At 68.3% G+C, this 16,872-nt stretch carries 15 protein-coding genes and 2 pseudogenes; 7 read left to right on the top strand and 10 right to left on the bottom strand.

What is annotated here, in order from left to right; translation table 11 throughout:
- Positions 1-61: 61 nt before the first annotated feature.
- From ACF1FZ_RS29795 to ACF1FZ_RS29770, 6 genes are all read right to left on the bottom strand, one after another.
- The gene (locus ACF1FZ_RS29795) at positions 62-1,765 is read right to left on the bottom strand and encodes a flavin-containing monooxygenase (RefSeq protein ID WP_391776507.1); all 1,704 of its coding nucleotides are present in this window, start codon (positions 1,763-1,765) and stop codon (positions 62-64) included.
- Between the two features lie 107 nt (positions 1,766-1,872).
- The gene (locus ACF1FZ_RS29790; protein WP_391776506.1) at positions 1,873-3,093 is read right to left on the bottom strand and encodes an MFS transporter; all 1,221 of its coding nucleotides are present in this window, start codon (positions 3,091-3,093) and stop codon (positions 1,873-1,875) included.
- Positions 3,090-3,665 carry a hypothetical protein gene (locus ACF1FZ_RS29785; protein WP_391776505.1) on the bottom strand — a complete coding sequence of 192 codons (576 nt, stop codon included), beginning with the start codon at positions 3,663-3,665 and terminating at the stop codon, positions 3,090-3,092. The genes ACF1FZ_RS29790 and ACF1FZ_RS29785 overlap by 4 nt, the downstream gene beginning before the upstream one ends.
- 96 nt (positions 3,666-3,761) lie before the next feature.
- A complete protein-coding gene (locus tag ACF1FZ_RS29780) occupies positions 3,762-4,988 on the bottom strand; it encodes a hypothetical protein (RefSeq protein WP_391776504.1) in 1,227 nt (408 codons plus the stop codon).
- Between the two features lie 92 nt (positions 4,989-5,080).
- On the bottom strand, positions 5,081-5,233 hold the full coding sequence (locus ACF1FZ_RS29775; protein WP_391776503.1) for a hypothetical protein: 153 nt from the start codon (positions 5,231-5,233) through the stop codon (positions 5,081-5,083).
- Positions 5,234-6,132: 899 nt separating this feature from the next.
- Positions 6,133-6,300: a hypothetical protein gene (locus tag ACF1FZ_RS29770; protein WP_391776502.1), complete on the bottom strand. Its 168-nt coding sequence runs from the start codon at positions 6,298-6,300 to the stop codon at positions 6,133-6,135.
- 43 nt (positions 6,301-6,343) lie between these two features.
- On the opposite strand from ACF1FZ_RS29770, the gene ACF1FZ_RS29765 reads away from it, so the two are divergent.
- Both ACF1FZ_RS29765 and ACF1FZ_RS29760 read left to right on the top strand, forming a co-directional pair.
- Positions 6,344-6,925 (top strand): carbonic anhydrase, encoded by a 582-nt coding sequence (locus ACF1FZ_RS29765; protein WP_391776501.1) that lies wholly within the window; start codon positions 6,344-6,346, stop codon positions 6,923-6,925.
- Between the two features lie 8 nt (positions 6,926-6,933).
- Positions 6,934-8,403 (top strand): SulP family inorganic anion transporter, encoded by a 1,470-nt coding sequence (locus tag ACF1FZ_RS29760; RefSeq protein ID WP_391776500.1) that lies wholly within the window; start codon positions 6,934-6,936, stop codon positions 8,401-8,403.
- 414 nt (positions 8,404-8,817) lie between these two features.
- Here the strand turns inward: ACF1FZ_RS29760 and ACF1FZ_RS29755 are convergent.
- The 3 genes and pseudogenes from ACF1FZ_RS29755 to ACF1FZ_RS29745 all read right to left on the bottom strand — a co-directional run bounded on the left by ACF1FZ_RS29755 (position 8,818) and on the right by ACF1FZ_RS29745 (position 11,150).
- Positions 8,818-9,575: pseudogene (locus ACF1FZ_RS29755) on the bottom strand (IS6 family transposase).
- Between the two features lie 43 nt (positions 9,576-9,618).
- Positions 9,619-10,554, bottom strand: coding sequence for an NAD(P)H-binding protein (locus tag ACF1FZ_RS29750; protein WP_391776499.1), 936 nt, complete (start codon positions 10,552-10,554; stop codon positions 9,619-9,621).
- Between the two features lie 227 nt (positions 10,555-10,781).
- Positions 10,782-11,150: an amidohydrolase family protein gene (locus ACF1FZ_RS29745; RefSeq protein ID WP_391776498.1), complete on the bottom strand. Its 369-nt coding sequence runs from the start codon at positions 11,148-11,150 to the stop codon at positions 10,782-10,784.
- A gap of 202 nt (positions 11,151-11,352) precedes the next feature.
- Here ACF1FZ_RS29745 and ACF1FZ_RS29740 point away from each other — a divergent pair, with 202 nt between their 5' ends.
- Positions 11,353-11,643, top strand: coding sequence for a hypothetical protein (locus ACF1FZ_RS29740; protein WP_391776497.1), 291 nt, complete (start codon positions 11,353-11,355; stop codon positions 11,641-11,643).
- A gap of 232 nt (positions 11,644-11,875) precedes the next feature.
- Here ACF1FZ_RS29740 and ACF1FZ_RS29735 read toward each other — a convergent pair.
- Positions 11,876-12,691 (bottom strand): annotated as a pseudogene (locus ACF1FZ_RS29735) (IS5 family transposase).
- A 109-nt stretch (positions 12,692-12,800) separates the two neighbouring features.
- On the opposite strand from ACF1FZ_RS29735, the gene ACF1FZ_RS29730 reads away from it, so the two are divergent.
- From ACF1FZ_RS29730 to ACF1FZ_RS29715, 4 genes are all read left to right on the top strand, one after another.
- Positions 12,801-13,715, top strand: coding sequence for a transposase family protein (locus ACF1FZ_RS29730; RefSeq protein ID WP_391776575.1), 915 nt, complete (start codon positions 12,801-12,803; stop codon positions 13,713-13,715).
- A gap of 96 nt (positions 13,716-13,811) precedes the next feature.
- Positions 13,812-14,620 (top strand): IS5 family transposase gene (locus tag ACF1FZ_RS29725; protein WP_391776496.1). Its coding sequence is split into 2 segments (ribosomal slippage): positions 13,812-14,156 and positions 14,159-14,620, totalling 807 coding nucleotides; the frame shifts between segments, so codons are not numbered across the junction.
- A 796-nt stretch (positions 14,621-15,416) separates the two neighbouring features.
- Positions 15,417-16,124 carry a restriction endonuclease gene (locus tag ACF1FZ_RS29720; protein ID WP_391776495.1) on the top strand — a complete coding sequence of 236 codons (708 nt, stop codon included), beginning with the start codon at positions 15,417-15,419 and terminating at the stop codon, positions 16,122-16,124.
- A gap of 226 nt (positions 16,125-16,350) precedes the next feature.
- Positions 16,351-16,560 (top strand): hypothetical protein, encoded by a 210-nt coding sequence (locus ACF1FZ_RS29715; RefSeq protein ID WP_391776494.1) that lies wholly within the window; start codon positions 16,351-16,353, stop codon positions 16,558-16,560.
- The last annotated feature ends 312 nt before the right edge of the window (positions 16,561-16,872 follow it).

Below are 16,872 nucleotides of genomic sequence, written 5' to 3'. Positions count from 1 at the left end.
CGGAAGCCCTCACTTCAGTTGGCGAGGATGCCGAATATCGCTGCCCGCAAATCGTCTGCGCTCATCTCGTCATAGGGCGAGCCGGTCGGGTGATGGGTCCTCCTGCGGGGGAAGAGAGGACGAAGCCGGTGTAACCGCCGCGGGCCACGGCGTCGCACTCCTCCCGGTACCGGTCGAGCCCGCCCGCGTAGGCGAGGAACACGCGTGGTTTGCCCGGGACGTTCGCCCCGGTGTACCAGGAGTCCACCGCCGGGTAGAGCGTACGGGCGGCGATTTCCGCCACCCGTGTCCCCCAGTCGGCCTCGGCGGACGGGGTGACGTCGATCTCGGTGAGACCGTTCCTGAGCAGGTGATCGATGCAGCTGGTGATCCACTCGACCTGTTGTTCGAGGGACACCGTGATGTTGGTGAGCACGGAGGGGCTGAGCGGGCCGAGGACGGTGAAGAGGTTGGGGAAGCCGGCTGAGATGAGCCCGAGGTGGTTTCGGGGACCTTCGGCCCACCGCTCCCGGAGCGTCGTGCCTCCCTTGCCCACGATGTCGATGGCGAGCTGGGAGCCGGTGAGGGCGTCGAATCCGGTGGCGAAGACGATCGCGTCGAGGTCGTGCTCCCTGTCCGAGGTCCGGATGCCCCGGGGGGTGATCCGCTCGATCGGGGTCGTGCGCAGGTCCACGAGCGACACGTGCGGCAGGTTGTACGTCTCGTAGTAGTCGGTTCCCAGGCAGGGGCGCTTGGTCGCGAACGGGAACGTACGCGGGGAGAGCAGTTCCGCCGTCGCGGGGTCGGTCACGATCGACCGGATCTTGGACCGGACGAACTCCGCCACGGTCTCGTTGGCCTTCTCGTCGGTGAGGATGTCGGTGTAGGTGCGTAGCATCCCGTTGAGGAAGCCCTCGTCCCAGGCCGCCTCATAGGCGGCTGTGCGATCCGCCTCGTCGACCTCCAACGCCGAGCGGGTCGGGGGCGCGAAGACGGTCCCGCCCCGCGACCGCCGTTGGGCCTCCCGGAACTCGGGGTAACGGGCCTTGAGTGCCGAGCGTTCCGTGGCCCGCAGCGGGCGGTTGCGGGCAGGCAGGACGTAGGCCGGGGTCCGCTGAAAGACGGTCAGTGAGGCCGCATCGGCGGCGATGACGGGAACGGCTTGGACGCCCGAGCATCCGGTGCCGATCACGGCGACCCGCTTCCCGGCGAAGGAGACGTCCTCGTGCGGCCACCGCGCGGTGTGGTGGAGGGTGCCGGTGAAGCCGTCGACGCCGGGTATCGCGGGGTCTTTGGGGACCGACATGCAGCCGGTTGTCAGGATTACGAAGCGGGCGGTGACGGTCCGTCCGGTGTCCGTGGACAACCGCCAGCGATGATCGTGCCCGTCGTACACGGCGCGTGTGACGCGAGTGCGCAGGACGATGTCCTCGCGCAGGTCGAACCGGTCGGCGACGTGGCGGACGTACCGCAGGATCTCCGGCTGGGTGGCGTACCGTTCGCTCCACTCCCACTCCTGGTCGAGTTCCGGGGAGAAGGAGTAGGAGTACGACATGCTCTCGATGTCGCAGCGGGCGCCCGGGTAGCGGTTCCAGTACCACGTCCCGCCGATGTCGTCGCCGGCCTCGAAGACCAGCGTCGTCAAACCGATTTCCCGCAGCCGATGGAGCTGGTAGAGACCGGAGAGCCCGGCCCCGACGATCACGGCGTCGACCCGGTCGACCGCGGGCGGCTGGTCGACGAATCCCGTCGGGGTGTTCGCCGGAGGCCTTGTCGGACGTCTCATCTGACGGCTCCTATTCTGTCGGATCACGGACGAAGGGTGAGGGAGCGAGGAGGCTGTCGTGGCGGGTGCCGGGGCGTCCTCCCGTGTGCGTACCGCCCGATCGCCCGTCAGGCGGAGCGGCTGCCGCTCATCGCCACGGCCGGGATGACCGCGAGAGCGAGGGCCCCGGCGGCTGCCGCCAGGACCGGGTATCCGCCGCCGCCCATCACCAGCCCGGAGGCCATGCCGCCGGTCGCGCCCGCCACGGACGTCCCCACGTCCGCGAGACCCTGCACCGCCGCCCGGTTCTCGGCGGGCGCGGCGTCCGCGAGCATGGCCGTGCCGCCGAGCAGGGCCATGTTCCAGCCGGCTCCGAGGAGGACCAGCGCACAGGCCAGGAGGGGGACGGAGGTCGGCGGGGCGAGGCTCGCGAGCAGACCCGCGCTCAGCAGGACGGCTCCGGCCGCGGTGGCGACCCGCCGCCCACCGATCCGGTCCGCGAGCAGGCCGCTCAGTGGTGACGGCAGGAACATCGCGCCCACGTGCAGGGCGATGACCAGGCCCACCGCCTGTGTCGTGTGACCGTGGTCTGCCATGTGGACGGGCGTCATGGTCATCACGGCGATCATCACGAGCTGCGCGGTGATCATCACGGTGGCACCGGTGATGACGCCAGGGGTGGGACGCCCTGTCCGGGCGGCCCCGGGTGCCCGGGACGGGGTCGGGGGCAGCGGGTCCGGGCAAAGCCACACCACCAGGACGAGCGCGGCGGCCACGTACGCGACCGTTGCCAGCAGGAAGGGACCCGTCAGTCGCGGCAGGCCCCAGGTGTCGGCGAGATCGCCGGTGGGTCCGGTCAGATTCGGGCCCACGACCGCTCCCAGGGTCATGGCGAACAGGACGGTTCCGGCGGCCCGGCCGCGTCGTTCGGGCGGAGCGAGGTCGGTGCCCGCGTAGCGTGCCAGGAGCCCGGTGACCGTACCCGCTCCGTACACGAAGAGGGCGGCCAGGAGCAGGACGGGCCAGCGCGTCGCGGCTCCCGCGACCACGCCCGCGCTGCCCAGCGCGGCGATGCCGTTGCCGAGCGCCAGTCCCGGACGGCGTCCGAAGCGCTGGCCGACGCGCCCGAGACCCGCCGCTCCGAAGGCCGCGCCGGCGGTGTACAGCGCGGCCGGGAGTCCGGCCAGACCGGTCGAGCCGAGCAGGTCCTGGGCGAGCAGCGCGCCGACCGTGATGCCGGCCGCCATGCCCGCGCCGCCGAGCGTCTGCGAGATGCCGAGCACCGTCAGGGCGCGGCGCTGTTCGGGGGAGAAACCCGCCGCCGCGACCGAGGGCGCCGTTCGGGTCACGCGTGATCCCGCACGGAGACCGTCGGACCGTCGGGGGCCTCCGCCTCGTCACCCAGGTCGGCGATCTCGGTCAGCGACATGTGCAGTTCGTCGTGCAGGAACCGCACGATCGTCCAGTGCGGCAGAGCGTCAGCGTCGAAGGTGCCGAACGTGGCCGTGTAGAGGGGGATCCAGCGCAGGGCCTCCTCGGCGGCGGTCTCCCGTCCGGGCGCTTCCTGGTAGGCACCGTAGGAGATGCTGCGGTGGTGGATGAAGTGACCGCCTGGCAGCCGCTGTTCGCACAGGTCGCGGTACTCGCGCGTCTGCAGGATGAGGTAGTGCCATATCTCGTCGATGTCCTGCTCCACGGGGAGGAAGAGGCCGCCGAGCCGGTCGGGGTGGCGGGAGACGAGGTAGAGGTAGCGCATGCACTCGCGGACCTGGTGTCGCACGACCGCCGCGGACGGAGCGTCCGGCTCGGCCGTGAAGTGACGTACCACCTCCTCGTGCAGAGCCGGGCCGAGCAGCTCCTCGGCGGTGGGCGCCCGATCGGCGGCGCTGTCCGAAGGTGCGTGGGTGGTGGACGTGGGCATAAGGCTCCTCGGGCTCCTTCGGGGGCTTCTTCGGGTGCATCGGACGGTCCCGTACGCAGGGACGGCCCGCACGGGGGCAACAGGCAACGGGGTTGCTCAGGAAGGGTCGTGCGTAGTCAGCCAGGCGTACTTCCCGGAGCGCCCGACGGGGATGGCGGTACGGTGCTCCACCCGACAGCCCCGCCCGGTCAAGGCTCTGACGGAGGCGGCCAGCTCCGTCGTCTCGCCGGCCGTGAGCGGCGCGTCGTCGAAGGTCGTGTACGCCAGGCGGCACTGGTCTTCGTCGACCAGGTGAAGCTGGTGCAGGAAGACACGGTTGCAGACCCCGGCGATGCGGGCGTCCAGGTCGGCCTGGGAGACGAGCCCTTCAAGTGTGGGCAGCAGTTCCTTCTCCCGCCCGCAGAAGGAGACGATCCTCTCCGGATCGGCACTGCCGTCGCGTGTACGGACGCAGTCACCGGACCGGTATCGGACCAGCGGCATGTAGGGGTTGCGGACGCTGGTGACGATGAGGCTGTGGATGCCGCTGCCCGGTTCCACGGGGATCAGCTCCACGCTCATGTCCTGAAGATAGGGCTGGTAGCGGCCTTCGGCGTCGCTGTAGAAGAGGTAGCCGAGTTCGGTGCTGCCGAAGAGGTCGACCACCGGGCAGACGAAGTGGGCGCGCAGGTGGGCACGGACGTTCAACGGCGTGTACTCGTAGGCGTGGACGATGCCGGCGGGAGGGGGAAAGCCGTCCCACAGTCCCCATGCGGAAACTTTGCGGACCAGGTGCGCCAAGTGGTAGCCGGAGCAGTCGAGCAGATAGGCGCCATCGGGGTGGGCGGTGGCCACCTGACGAATCTCGGTGAGCATGTGCTCGACCTCGTCGCGGTTCCAGTCGGCCGGGTCGAGGCGGCGGTTCAGGTACAAGGTGCGGTCGTCGAGCCAGCGTTCACCGGGAGTGGTGCCGGGCTTGCGGGTATTCACCCGGGCCACGTGCTCGGTGGCGAGGACGGTGGTCAGCGAGACCCGTCGGGCGCCGTCGTGCCACGAGGTACCGAGATCCGGGTGCTCGCTCCACAAGCGGTAGTACGAGCGGAGCAGGAAGTAGGGCGGCCGGATGAGCTGCATGCGGGCGTGGTTGGTACCGGTGGAGAGCACGAACTCGGCCTCTCCCGCCTCCAGGGCGCGGGCCAGTTCGGAAGTCATCCAGTTGTCGGGAAAACCGTGGGCTATCTCCGGCTTCTCCAGGATCGGGAAGTGACCACGCTCGACGGAGGCACGGTAGATCGGGATGTCGTGCACCTTCTCCAGGACATCGGCAGTCGGCAAGTGCTTCACGGGAGTTCTCCGGGGCGGGTCGACGGCGGGCGGAGCGAGCGAGAGCTGTCGACGCGGCCACGGCCGCGCCGACAGCATGGAGCATCAGCGGGTCAGGAGATGCAACCGCTCTTGGTGGTGGCGCTGATACAGCCGCTCTTGGTGGTGGCGCTGATACAGCCGTCCTTGGCGGCCTGGGCGGAGTTGGCGGCGACCCACTTGCGCCACACGGACTCCTCCGCCATGCGCTTGATGAGCTGATCCATGGTGAGACCTCCTGGAATTGAAGAGAAAAGGCAAATGCCCGTCAAGAGACGCTTTCAAGATGGTCACCCATCGACATCGAACGTAAAGAGATGGTCAACGTCACGTCAAGAGTCGGCTTGCCGTTTGACCTGAATTGCACACCTCGCACAATCGCGAGCTGAGCGCGGCCCGCGAACTCGACAGGAGCCGCATACGCGTGGACGACTCTCGCGGCCACGCGAAAAGAAGCACCACGAACCGGGCCCATCACAGAACGGCTCTACCGTGACGGCGCGCCGGAGCCCCCCGGAGACAAGGCGTACGACTCAAGGGCCACGCCGTAAATCCGGTACAGGGCCCCCGAAGCATGTCGCAGAGGTCGGCGAAGGAGGCGCTTTCTCGCATACACGCGGTGGCGGCACCCGCGAAGCGGCCGACGGCGACGCGGTCGACGCGATGAGGCGGCCGGCGAGGCGACTCCGGCCCACGGATGCGGATCCGGCCAAACAGCCCTCACTTTCCGGGCTCTTTCCTAGCCGTCACGTGCAGTTAACCTTGCACGCAGCTTTACTTTCCTATGGTGTTCTTGACCAATAGTTAACGATCTCTTGGTTCGAGCCACGGGCGTGAACCTGCCAGAAGGGAAGAGCGTGCTGCAAGCCACGACGACCCGGAGCGTGTCGGCGTTCTGTGCCGTCTCGCCGCCCGCGTCTCCGCTCCTCGCGGCTACGGCTTCCCTCACGCACTCTCACACCTCTGGCCGTCCCGCCAACGGCAGCCAGGCCGGGACCATCCCTCCCGCCCTGGAGCCGCTTAGTGAGGCTTTGACTCCTTCGGCCCGTTCGACCTGCGGTGACCTGATCGGGTCACCCCAGGCTCGTGACCGTCCCACACGGACACGCACACCCGGGCCAGCCGGTCACTCGCTGAAGACCTCGAACCGGGGGCCGGTGGCCGGACTCGACCACGCCGCGCCCAGCGCCGTACACGGCCGCGCGTCGAGCAGATCCGCAGCCCCCTCCGGGGCCGCACCCCAGATGTTCCGCTGCTGACCGAGCGGAACGGCCCCCACATCTCTGTCATGCAAGTCCGACGCGCCTTTACGACGCGCCAGGAGGAATCACCACACCATGCAGCCCCTCATCGACAACGCACGTACCTTCGGACAGCGCCCCGAGGAGTTCGCGGGCCTCGCCGCGGGTCAGTCTCCCGAGGTCCTGTTCATCACCTGCTCCGACTCCCGGGTCGTACCGGCTCTGATCACGGGCGCCCGGCCCGGCGAGTTGTTCGAGCTGCGCACCGCCGGCAACATCATTCCCCCGTACGCCTCCGCCACCCCCACCGGCGAGGCGGCGACGATCGAGTACGCCGTCGAAGTCCTCGGCGTCAAGGACATCGTGGTGTGCGGCCACTCCCACTGCGGCGCGGTCGGTGCCGTGGTGCGCGGTGACGACCTGGACTCGGTTCCCGCCGTACGGGACTGGCTCGCGCACGCCGCGAAAGAACCCGCGTGCTCCGATCCCGCCGACCCGACGGTCGCCGAGGCCGTGCAGAACCACGTCCTGACGCAGCTCCTGCGGCTGCGCTCCTACTCCTGCGTCGAACAGCGCCTGCAAGCCGGTGAAGTCCGCCTGCACGGCTGGTACTACGAGGTCCACACCGGACTCGTACGCGAACACCACGCGGACACCGACACGTTCGAGACGCTCTGAGGGGACAGGTGATCACCGTGCTGTCCAGGTTCCCTCATTTACGTCAGGACTTCCTCGCCTCCGTCGTCGTCTTCCTCGTCGCGGTGCCCCTGTGCGTGGGGGTGGCGGTCGCCTCCGGCGTCCCGGCCGAACTGGGGCTCGTCACCGGCATCGTCGGCGGCCTCGTCACCGGCCTCATGCGTGGCAGCAGTCTCCAGGTGTCAGGACCGGCCGCCGGCCTGACCGTGATCGTCTTCGAGGCGGTCAGCGAGTTCGGGGTGGGCACGCTCGGCGTGATCGTGCTGATCGCCGGGCTGCTTCAGCTCGCCATGGGGTTCTTCCGAATCGGCCGCTGGTTCAGGGCGATATCCGTCTCCGTCGTCGAGGGCATGCTCTGCGGCATCGGCCTGGTGATCATCGCCGGGCAGATCTACGCCGCGGCGGGCCTGAAGGCTCCGGAGACCGGCATCGGGAAGATCACGGGCCTGCCCCGCGCGTTCGCCGACGCGCTCGGGAGCACCGAGGCCCTGGCTTCCCTCGCCATAGGCGCGGGCACCATCACCGTCATCGTGCTGTGGAGAAAACTGCCGAAGCGGGTGCAGTCCGTGCCCGGGGCCCTCGCCGCGGTGGTGCTGGCGACGGCCACCACGCTCGGCCTCGGACTGCCGGTCGCCACCGTCGAGGTGGAGGGCCTGCTCGGTGTCGTCCAGCCGCCCGGCGCCGAGGCCTTCGGTGAACTGGTCAGTCCCGCCATCTGGGGCACGATCATCGCGTTCGCGCTGATCGCCTCGGCGGAGAGCCTGTTCAGCGCGGCAGCTGTGGACCGGCTGCACGACGGTCCGCGCACCGAGTACGACAAGGAGATGGTCGCCCAGGGCACGGGCAACACGGTCTGCGGACTGCTCGGCGCCCTGCCCATGACCGCAGTGATCGTCCGCAGTTCGGCCAACGTCAACGCCGGTGCGAAGACCAAGGCGTCGCGAGTTCTGCACGGTGTGTGGCTGCTGCTGTTCGCCGCCGCGCTCCCGTTCGCCCTGGCGCTGATCCCCCTGCCCGCGCTCGCCGGCATCCTCGTGCACGCGGGCTGGAAACTGATCCCGTTCCGCCAGGTCGCCGCGTTGTGGCGGGAGCACAGGGGCGAGGCGGCGATCCTGGTGGTCACGGCCCTCGCCATCGTCGTGGTGAACATGTTCGAGGGCGTCCTGATCGGTCTGGCCCTGGCAGTCGCCAAGACCGCCTGGGAGGCCTCGCACGTCAAACTGGAAGTCATCGACAAGAGCGCCGGCCCCATCAAGGCACACCTGGCAGGCAACGCCACGTTCCTCCGCCTGCCGAAGATCCTCGACACACTGGAGTCCCTCCCGCAGGATCGCCCGGTCGAACTCGACCTGACAGGACTGCACCACCTCGACCACGCCTGCCGCACAGCGCTGGAGAGCTGGGCCGAACGGCACAGCGCGACCGGCATCGAGCCGGTGAAACTCACCACCGCAGCCTGAGCCGACGAACGACAGACCGGTCCCCGGCCGTCAGGCTGCCGTCAGCCCGGCGGTCCGGCGGCCCGGAGAGGATCAGGCGCACCGCACGTGAGGACATCGGGCTCTGGTGCCCACAGGTGCAGAAGCCCGACCCGAGACTGGGTGCCGGACTACCGTCCACCAGTCCATGCGGTGCCGGTGGACGGTTTTGAGGTTGTAGCCGGCCGAACCCCGGCAGCCACGGGTCACCACGCTTCCCTGCCGATCACACAGATCGGCACCGGTATCTGACGGTGGCCACCCGTTTCAGTCGGGAGATCCCCGATGTCGGCGGGCCCTGTTCATCAGGACGTTCATAGGCGTTGTCACGTTGTTGGGTTTGTGACCGGCTGATGGCGCGTCGGGACGTGGTGCGCTTGCGGTCCGGGCCTGTGTTCAGGCCGCGGCAGGTCGGCTGGCCACGCCGGTGATCTGGTCCCAGATAGCGAAGTGGACGGTCATCTCGGCTCGGTAGTCGGTGGCGGTCATCAGGTGGCGGCGGGGCCGGAAGTGGGGCGAGATGCCGCTGAACCCGGACAGGAATCACTGGGCTCCGCCGGTACTACGGAAGCCCTTCATCGCGCGTTCGCGTTGCCGGGTGGGCTGGTGGCTGTTCTCGGCCCGGTTGTTCAGGCCCTTGCGGGCCCGGTGCTCGACGGGAGCATGACCTCGCGGTGGGCCGTGCCGTAGGAGCGGAGCTTGTCGGTGACGACCACCCGTGGCACCGTACGGGTCTTCTTCATCAGCCTGCGGAAGAACCGCCTGGCCGCAGCGGTGTCCCGCCGGTTCTGGACCAGGATGTCCAGGACGGTGCCGTCGGAGCCCACGGCCCGCCACAGGTACTTCTGCTTCCCGTTGATCTTGAGGAAGACCTCGTCCAGGTGCCACTTGTCGCCGGGCCGGGGCCGCCTCCGGCGCAGGCCATTGGCGTAGCCTTGTCCGAACTTCGCACACCAGCGCCGGATCGTCTCGTGGGAGACGACAACACCGCGTTCGAGCATCAGCTCCTCGACATCACGGAAGCTGAGCGGGAAGCGGAAGTACAGCCACACGCAGTGGGAGATGACCTCGACCGGGTACCGGTGCCCCTTGTACGACGGCGGCGCGGACGACACGGGCGAACCCCTCCCCAGCACGACCAGCCACAAGATCATCCCACGCCGGCCAGCCAACGTGACAATGCCGTCCGGGGCGAGTTCAGCGCCCCAGACTCTCGGTGATGGCGGTGTCGAGCAGCTTCGGCCGGCCAGGAAGACCGAGTCCGGCTGCGGGGCCGGGGTCGAGGTGGAGGTCGCGCAGCAGGAGGTCGGGGAGGTGAGCGAGCGTGAGGCCCGACTGATGGCCGGTGAGGGATTCGAGGCTGCCTGCCAGGTGCAGGGCCGTCCTTAATAGGGCAGAAGGCAGGCGGCGTACGGGGCGCGCCCTGTGCACGGCTGATGCGACACGAGCAATCATGTCCTGCCAGGAGAGGTTGTCCTCCACCACCGGGAGGTCCTCTCCCGAGGCGTGCTCCAGCGCCGCGACCGCCACCTCGGCGACGTGCCGCGCGCTGGTCACGGCGGTGCTGCCGTCCGGCGCGTACAGGGGCCACCGCGACCGCGCCCATGACTCCAGCGGGCGGCACCAGTCCGGGCGCCTGCCGATGGCCGCGCCGAAGACGAACGGCACCTCCAACACTGCAACTGGCAGGTTCGGCCCGGCTGCTGCCCGTCCTTCCCGTGCTTGCTCGATGCGGCTGCGGATGTAAGGGTGCCGGATCGCGAGGTGCCACGTCGGGTGGCGACGGTGGATGCAGGTGAAGTACGAGCCGATAACGGCCGCCCGCGTGAGTCCCTCCTGCCGGGCCGCCGTCAGCAACGCGACGACCGGCTCGACGTTGGCCCGGCGCAGCGTGGGGTAGGCGGGCCTGCGCAACGGCCGGCGATCGTCCAGGCCGGCCGCGAACACCACGCCGTCGTGGCCCGCCAGCACCTCGCGCCAGTCGCCGACCGAGGCGGCGGAGACGTCGAGGGCATGGTCGATTCCGGGCCGGTCGGTGCGTGCCAGGGCGGTCGTCATGTGGCCTCGCCGCTGGAGTTGAGTCACTGTGTGCTGCCCGAGCAGTCCGCTCGCGCCGACAACAAGAATCTTCACCCGTCGAACCCTTCCACCGCCTCGTCCCGGCTGCAAGAACGCCGCGTGCCGCCGCCACCCCTGCTCGGACTGAGAGGCTGGTTGGCGTTCCACCGAGCCGACGGCCGGCCTGCGGCCCCGAGAACAAGCAGCATCTTGGCTGCACGTCGTCGGCCAGGTGGACGTAGTCGGTGGACATCGCAGGAACGCCCTCGACGATGTGCAGCCGCTCAGCTGACGAGAAGCGTTCAGCGCCGGGCAGACTTGAGTGCCAGGCGGGGAAACAACTTCTCGGCATTGGCGCGGTTGACAAGTGTCCAGTCGGTGTCTGACAGGAAGGTGTCGAGACGGGCGGTGAAGTCCGTCACGGCGGATGAGGGACACAGAGGCCAGTCGGTGCCGTAGAGGACACGGCCGGGGTGAGCGAAGGCGAGCAGACTGGGCAGGGCCGAGCTGCTGGACAGCGCCGTGTCGAAGTAGAACCGGCGTAGGTCCTCCCGGATGGTCTGCGCGGGGACCGGTTCTCCGCCTCCCGCTTGTCCGCTGAGCTTGAGATTTATCCCGTAGGAGCCTTCGGGGCTTGGCTCGCATACTGGTCTGATGAGTCCGATCTCCACACACCACCATCGGTTCCGGGACCCACGCAGCATGAAGTACGACTTCCTGGAGTCTGTCCTCGTGCGCTGTCCCGACTGTGACAAAGTGGCGCATGTCGGGACAGCATCGGATCCTGTCGGAGTACGCGACCAGGGCACCTTCGTGCCAAGACGTCTCATCTGTCGAAACTGCGGGACGGCGAAGGAATCGCGCCGTGGAGGTTTGACCTTGCTTCGGGACCCCTATGGGTCGGCCAGAGACCCCTATTTCGGTGTCCGTCTGTGGCTGCAGACCGAGACCAGGCACGGGTGGGTATGGGCCTACAACCTGGAGCACCTGGACCTGATCAGGCGATTCGTGCAGGCGCCGTTGCGTGAAGGCATTCCCTGGCACGACCACGGCCGGAAGATGACCGTAGTGGCCCGCCTGCCCGCATGGATGCAGCAGGCCAAGAACCGCGACGAGGTGCTGCGGGCCATTGCCCGCATCCACGCCTCACTGCTCCGCGCCTGATCCGGGAACACCCAGCCTGCCACTCGTCCCGTGACGCGTCTGGGCTTGGTGCCCTTCTTGTGATGAGTGGAGCGTGAGTGCGCTTCTCAGGTCTTGAGGACCAGGCCGACGTCCTGAACGGGGGCCCGGCGTCGGTTTTTCACGCCGGGCGGACGACCCGGGCCGGGTTTGGTGGGTTTGGGCGCACGGGCTGGCAGGGGGCACTTCATACGGAGGTTCCTAAGACCGTGTCCTACATGGTCAGTTTGAGGAACCGTTTGTAGCAGCAGAGAGCGGCTGCTAGTCCGAGAAAGGCCAGGTAGTTGCCCGGTTTCCGCTCGTAGCGGTGGTTGAGTCGGCGGTAGCCGGTCAGCCAGGACATGGTTCGTTCGATGACCCATCTGCGCCTGCCGAGCCGCTCGCTGGAGTCGATGCCTTTGCGGGCGATACGGACTCCGATGTGCTTGCCCCAGAGTCATTGCCACAGGTGGGGGATGTCGTACGCCTTGTCTGCGTGAAGCCGGCAGGGCTTGGATTCCGTCGCGTGGGATCCGTGTCCCATGTGGAAATGGGACAGCATCGGCTTCAGGGCCTGGCTGTCGTGGGTGTTGGCCGCGGAGAGCCCGACGCGTAGGGGCAGTCCGTCCGCGTCGGACAGGACGTGCATCTTGGAACCTGGCTTGCCCCGGTCCACGGGGCTCGGACCTGCAAGTTCGCCCCTTCTTTTAGCCCGGACGTGGGCGGAGTCCAGGACCGCACGGGACAGATCGATCAGGTTCTGTTCGTCCAGCAGCTGGAGAATCTTCTGATGCAGGCGGCCCCACACCCCGGCTCTCGACCAGATGACGAAGCGACGGTGCACGGTCGACTTCGACGCCCCGAAGCACGGCGGTAAGGCTCGCCAAGCGCACCCGCTGACCAGCACGTAGATGATCGCCGCGAAGACGGCCTCATCATCGATGTTCGCGACCCCGCCGCCTTGCGGGCGAACTCGCGCCGGCGGCAGCAACGGCTCCGCTATCTCCCAGAGTCCGTCCGGAACGATCCATCCCCACCGTCCACTCCCCATACCCAGCACAACTGCCAACTGACCATGTAGGACACGGTCTAACGAGTTGGTGCGTGATAGCGGGTGAGGCGTCGTGCCTGGCAGGTGGCATGATCCGGTTGTGGCGATCATGGTCAATCGGGCGGTGCTGGCGCATCGACTGTTCACGGGGATCTCTCGGCGTCATCTCGCTCGCCTGGTCGAGGAGTTGGCCGTGCCGTGGCAAGCCGGTCTCGAGGGCCGCCGCCATGCTGCACGAGGCGGGGCCAGGAAGCGGGCCGCGGGTGCCGGTGCCCGCCACCAGTTGGTGTTCGTCGACCGGCTGGTAGCCACGCTGATCCATCTGCGCCACGACCTGCCGCACTCGGTGCTCGGGCTGTTGTTCGGCGTCGACCGATCCACCGTCACCCGCGCGATCGCAGAAGTACGCACGCTCCTGGCCGAGCGGGGGTGCGCGGTCCCCGACCGCCCCGGCCTGCGGCTGCGGACGCTGCCGGACGTGTTCGCCTACGCCCAGGCCGAAGGCATCGAGCTGCGGCTGGACGCCACCGAGATCCAGGTCCGCCGGCCACCGGCCGGACGTGGTGGCCGGCGCGTGTTCGTCTCCGGCAAGAAGAAGCAGAACACGATGAAGGCCACCGTGATCGCCGACTGGCAAGGACGCACACTATGGACCGACGCCCTGCGGCCCGGACGTATGCACGACGCCACGGCCGCCCGCAACGAAGGCATCGCCATCTGCTTCCAGCACTTTCCCGACGTCGAGGTCCTCCTGGACGACGGCTACCTGGGCCTGAGCCGCGACCACCGCGGGCAAGCGATCACGCCGCCCAGAAAACCCCGGCCGGGAGCACTGCCCGGCAGAGTCGAACAGTGGGAACGCGACCGCCACGGCCACTCCTCCGACCGCATCACCGTCGAACACGCCCTCGCCGACCACAAACGCTGGAAGCAACTGACGCGCTGGACCCACCGCCGCGACCGCCTCCCCGACACCTACCGCGCCATCGCCGGCCTCGTCTCCGACCGCACCACCAACACCTGAGAACAGGCCCCGAACAGGTCAAACACGCCTCACCCGCTATCACGCACCAACTCGTAAGAAGTCATCTCATTTGGGTGACTCGGTAGTCTGTGAGTCATGGTGGGGATCGTTGAGCGGCTGGTTCCGGACGAGTTGTGGGAGTTGTTCCAGCGGGTGGTGCCGGAGGCGCCGTCGCGGCCGCAGGGTGGTGGCCGGCGGTGGCACGGTGACCGGGAGGTGCTGGCCGCGATCGTCTTCGTGGTCACGTCGGGCTGCACCTGGCAGCAGTTGCCTTCCGCGTCGTTCGGCCCGTCCGGAGCGACTGCCCACCGGCGGTTCTCGGAGTGGTCGAAGGCCAGGGTGTGGGGCAAGCTGCATCGCCTGGTCCTCGACGAACTCGGGGCTCGTGGCGAGCTGGACTGGTCGCGGTGCGCGATCGGCTCGGTGAACATGCGGGCCTTGAAAAGGGGGACCTGACGGGTCCGAATCCTGTTGACCGGGGCAAGTACGGGTCGAAGATCCACCTGATCACCGAGCGGACCGGTCTGCCCATATCCGTCGCAATCTCCGGCGCTAACGTTCACGACAGCCAAGCCCTGATCCCGCTCGTGACGGGCATACCGCCCATCCGCTCCCGCCGGGGCCTCCGCCGACGCAGGCCCGGCAAGCTCCACGCCGACAAGGGCTACGACTACCGCCACCTGCGGCAATGGCTATCCGGGCGCGGAATCCGGCACCGCATCGCCCGCAAAGGCGTCGAGACCTCACAGCGACTCGGCCGACACCGCTGGACCATCGAACGCACCATGTCCTGGCTCGCCGGCTGCCGACGACTCCACCGCCGCTACGAACGCAAGGCCGACCACTTCCTGGCCTTCACCAGCATCGCCTGCACCCTCAGCTGCTACCGCCGACTCGCCAAATGAGATGACTTCTACGTCATCGTTCTGGAAGCCCTGATAGCCAGCCCTGTCCTAGGGTGTGGTCCGACTCACTGCCTGTCAGCGAAGAGGCCTGGAACATCCCTGCGTGGTGGCGCGTTCTTCTGCGTGTGGGTATGGAGGGGACAGTGTCCCTGGGCCTCACCTGTAGCCCATGGGGAAGATCGTTCGGCTGAAGCCCCATGGAGCCCTCCGCCGAGAGGCGACCGCCCTTCGCCCCCACACCCCTACTGCCCCGGCTGGCCTCCCCCGACCAGCCGGGGCTTTCTCATGCCCGGTGGGCGCACGGGCCGCTACCGCAGGGGCGGGGGTCTTCTGTCTGATTCCAGCCGTGACCGGAAGTGTTCTTTTGGTGACGTGTTGTCAGTGATGGCTGCTTTGATGGATCGGCTGCGCAAGGGGGCGCGGTGTGGTGGGGGAGGGGATTCGTCATGCCATGGGTGAGGCCGTACGTACGCAGGGACGGAACGAAGGTCCAGGGATATTCGCGGTGGGCCGCAGGTGGGCGTCGGGAGATGTCGATCGTGGTCATGGTCGGGGTGGCGGTGGTCGTGCTGGGAAATCCGGCGAACTCGGCCGGCGGCTCCGGGGCCACGCCTCGGCCGGCTTCGACCGCGGTGTACCCGGTGATGTTCCCCAAGACACAGAAGACGCCGTCGAAGCCAAGGCCTCAGCCGACGGTGTCGTACCCGATCCGGTTCCCGCAGGCGCCGAAGGCGGCGACCGGTCCGCAGTCGCGGTCGACGGTGACCTACCCGATTCCGTGGGACCGGAGTGCCCGATGACCGCCCGACGCCCCGCCTCGCGGCCGCGGCCCCGGCGCAGTTCTGTCCGGTCGCGTAAGCGGAAGCAGGTCTACACCGGCGGTGAGATCCTTGTCAGTGTTGTCGTTATTGGCTGGCTGTTCTCCCAGTTGGTGCACTGGCTCGCCGCCCACCCCTGGGTTCCCTTGCTTGCTCTGCTTCTGGCGGGAGCCGGTGGCTTCGTCTGGTTCCGCTCTCGCGCGCAGGCGGAAGCCCTGCGGCACACGCAGGTGAGAGCCCTGAGGTACTCGATGGCTGCCCTGGACGGGCTGCAGCACCGGCAGTTCGAGCACGCGATACGTGACCTGATGCTCCGTGACGGCTGCGCGGATGCGGTCCAGGTCGGTGGCGCTGGCGACAACGGGGCGGATGTGAAGGCCACCGACCCCTTCGGCCGACGCTGGGTCATCCAGTGCAAACACCGCCGTGCGGGTTTTGCCGGAGCAGCGGTCGGGACACCCGACCTGCACGTCCTCAATGGCACCGGGCGCCCCGTCCACAAGGGCGACGTCATCGTCCTGGTCACCAACGGCCGCTTCACCAAACCCGCGACCGAGTTCGCCCGGTCCCAGCGTCTGCACCTCGTTGACCGCCACACCCTGGCCATCTGGGCCGCCGGATCCCGCCCCTTGTGGGAACTCCTGCGCGCGGTACCACCGCCCCGCAGACCGACCACGCTGTCCTGACAGGCCGGCTACGCACCGCCTGCCCGAGATCCGGGCGGTCGGTCCGCTCCAGCGTGCGGACGAGCAGGCCGGTCGAGCCGGCCAGCTCAGACGATTGGAGGCGCTACGGATCCGGCCAGAGACAGACCCCTTGCCGCCAACCGTATGTAACCAGGCACCGAGAGCCCCACGCCCGGGCTACACCAGAGAACCAAGAGAGGTACCTACGAGTGAGGGAGAGGCCTCGGTGCTGACGATCAACGTGGCGGTCCTGCTCGCTTTCATTGTGGTGATGCGGCTGCGCCGGCGGACCGAAGCGCGGAGTCGGATGGACGAGAGGTTCACGGTTGTCATCGTCCTGGCCCTCGGGGTCCTGATCGCGCCGACTGAGTTCGGCCAGGGTATGTCGCCCTCCCAGACCCATGGGCCGTCCGGGCGGCTGAAGGTCGGCCCGTAGGAGGCTCGTCCGCCAGGGCCGTAGGTGCTGTGCGGGGTGATCAGGTAGGCGCCGGCCGTGCGTTCGTCGGCGGTGAGGCCGGTGACGTCCGGCAGCTGTCCGTCCAGCGGTCCGCCGCTCAGTTACACCGATGGGCTTTCAGGGCTGGAGTACCGCGTTGGGGGTCGTCGTTGTGGCGTCGGCGAGGAGCCCGCGGGTGTCGTTCGTGCTGAGAGGGTGTTTCGTCCCGTTGTTTCATCCCGGATTGCGTGGTTGCGGGTGGTTCATGCTCCGCGCCATGTGGGGGTGGATTCTGCGGTGAGTCTGCGGGTC

Origin of the sequence: Streptomyces sp. NPDC014623 (assembly GCF_043088245.1) — a bacterium.
GTDB lineage: Bacteria > Actinomycetota > Actinomycetes > Streptomycetales > Streptomycetaceae > Streptomyces.
This window is presented reverse-complemented; position numbering and strand designations above follow the sequence as displayed.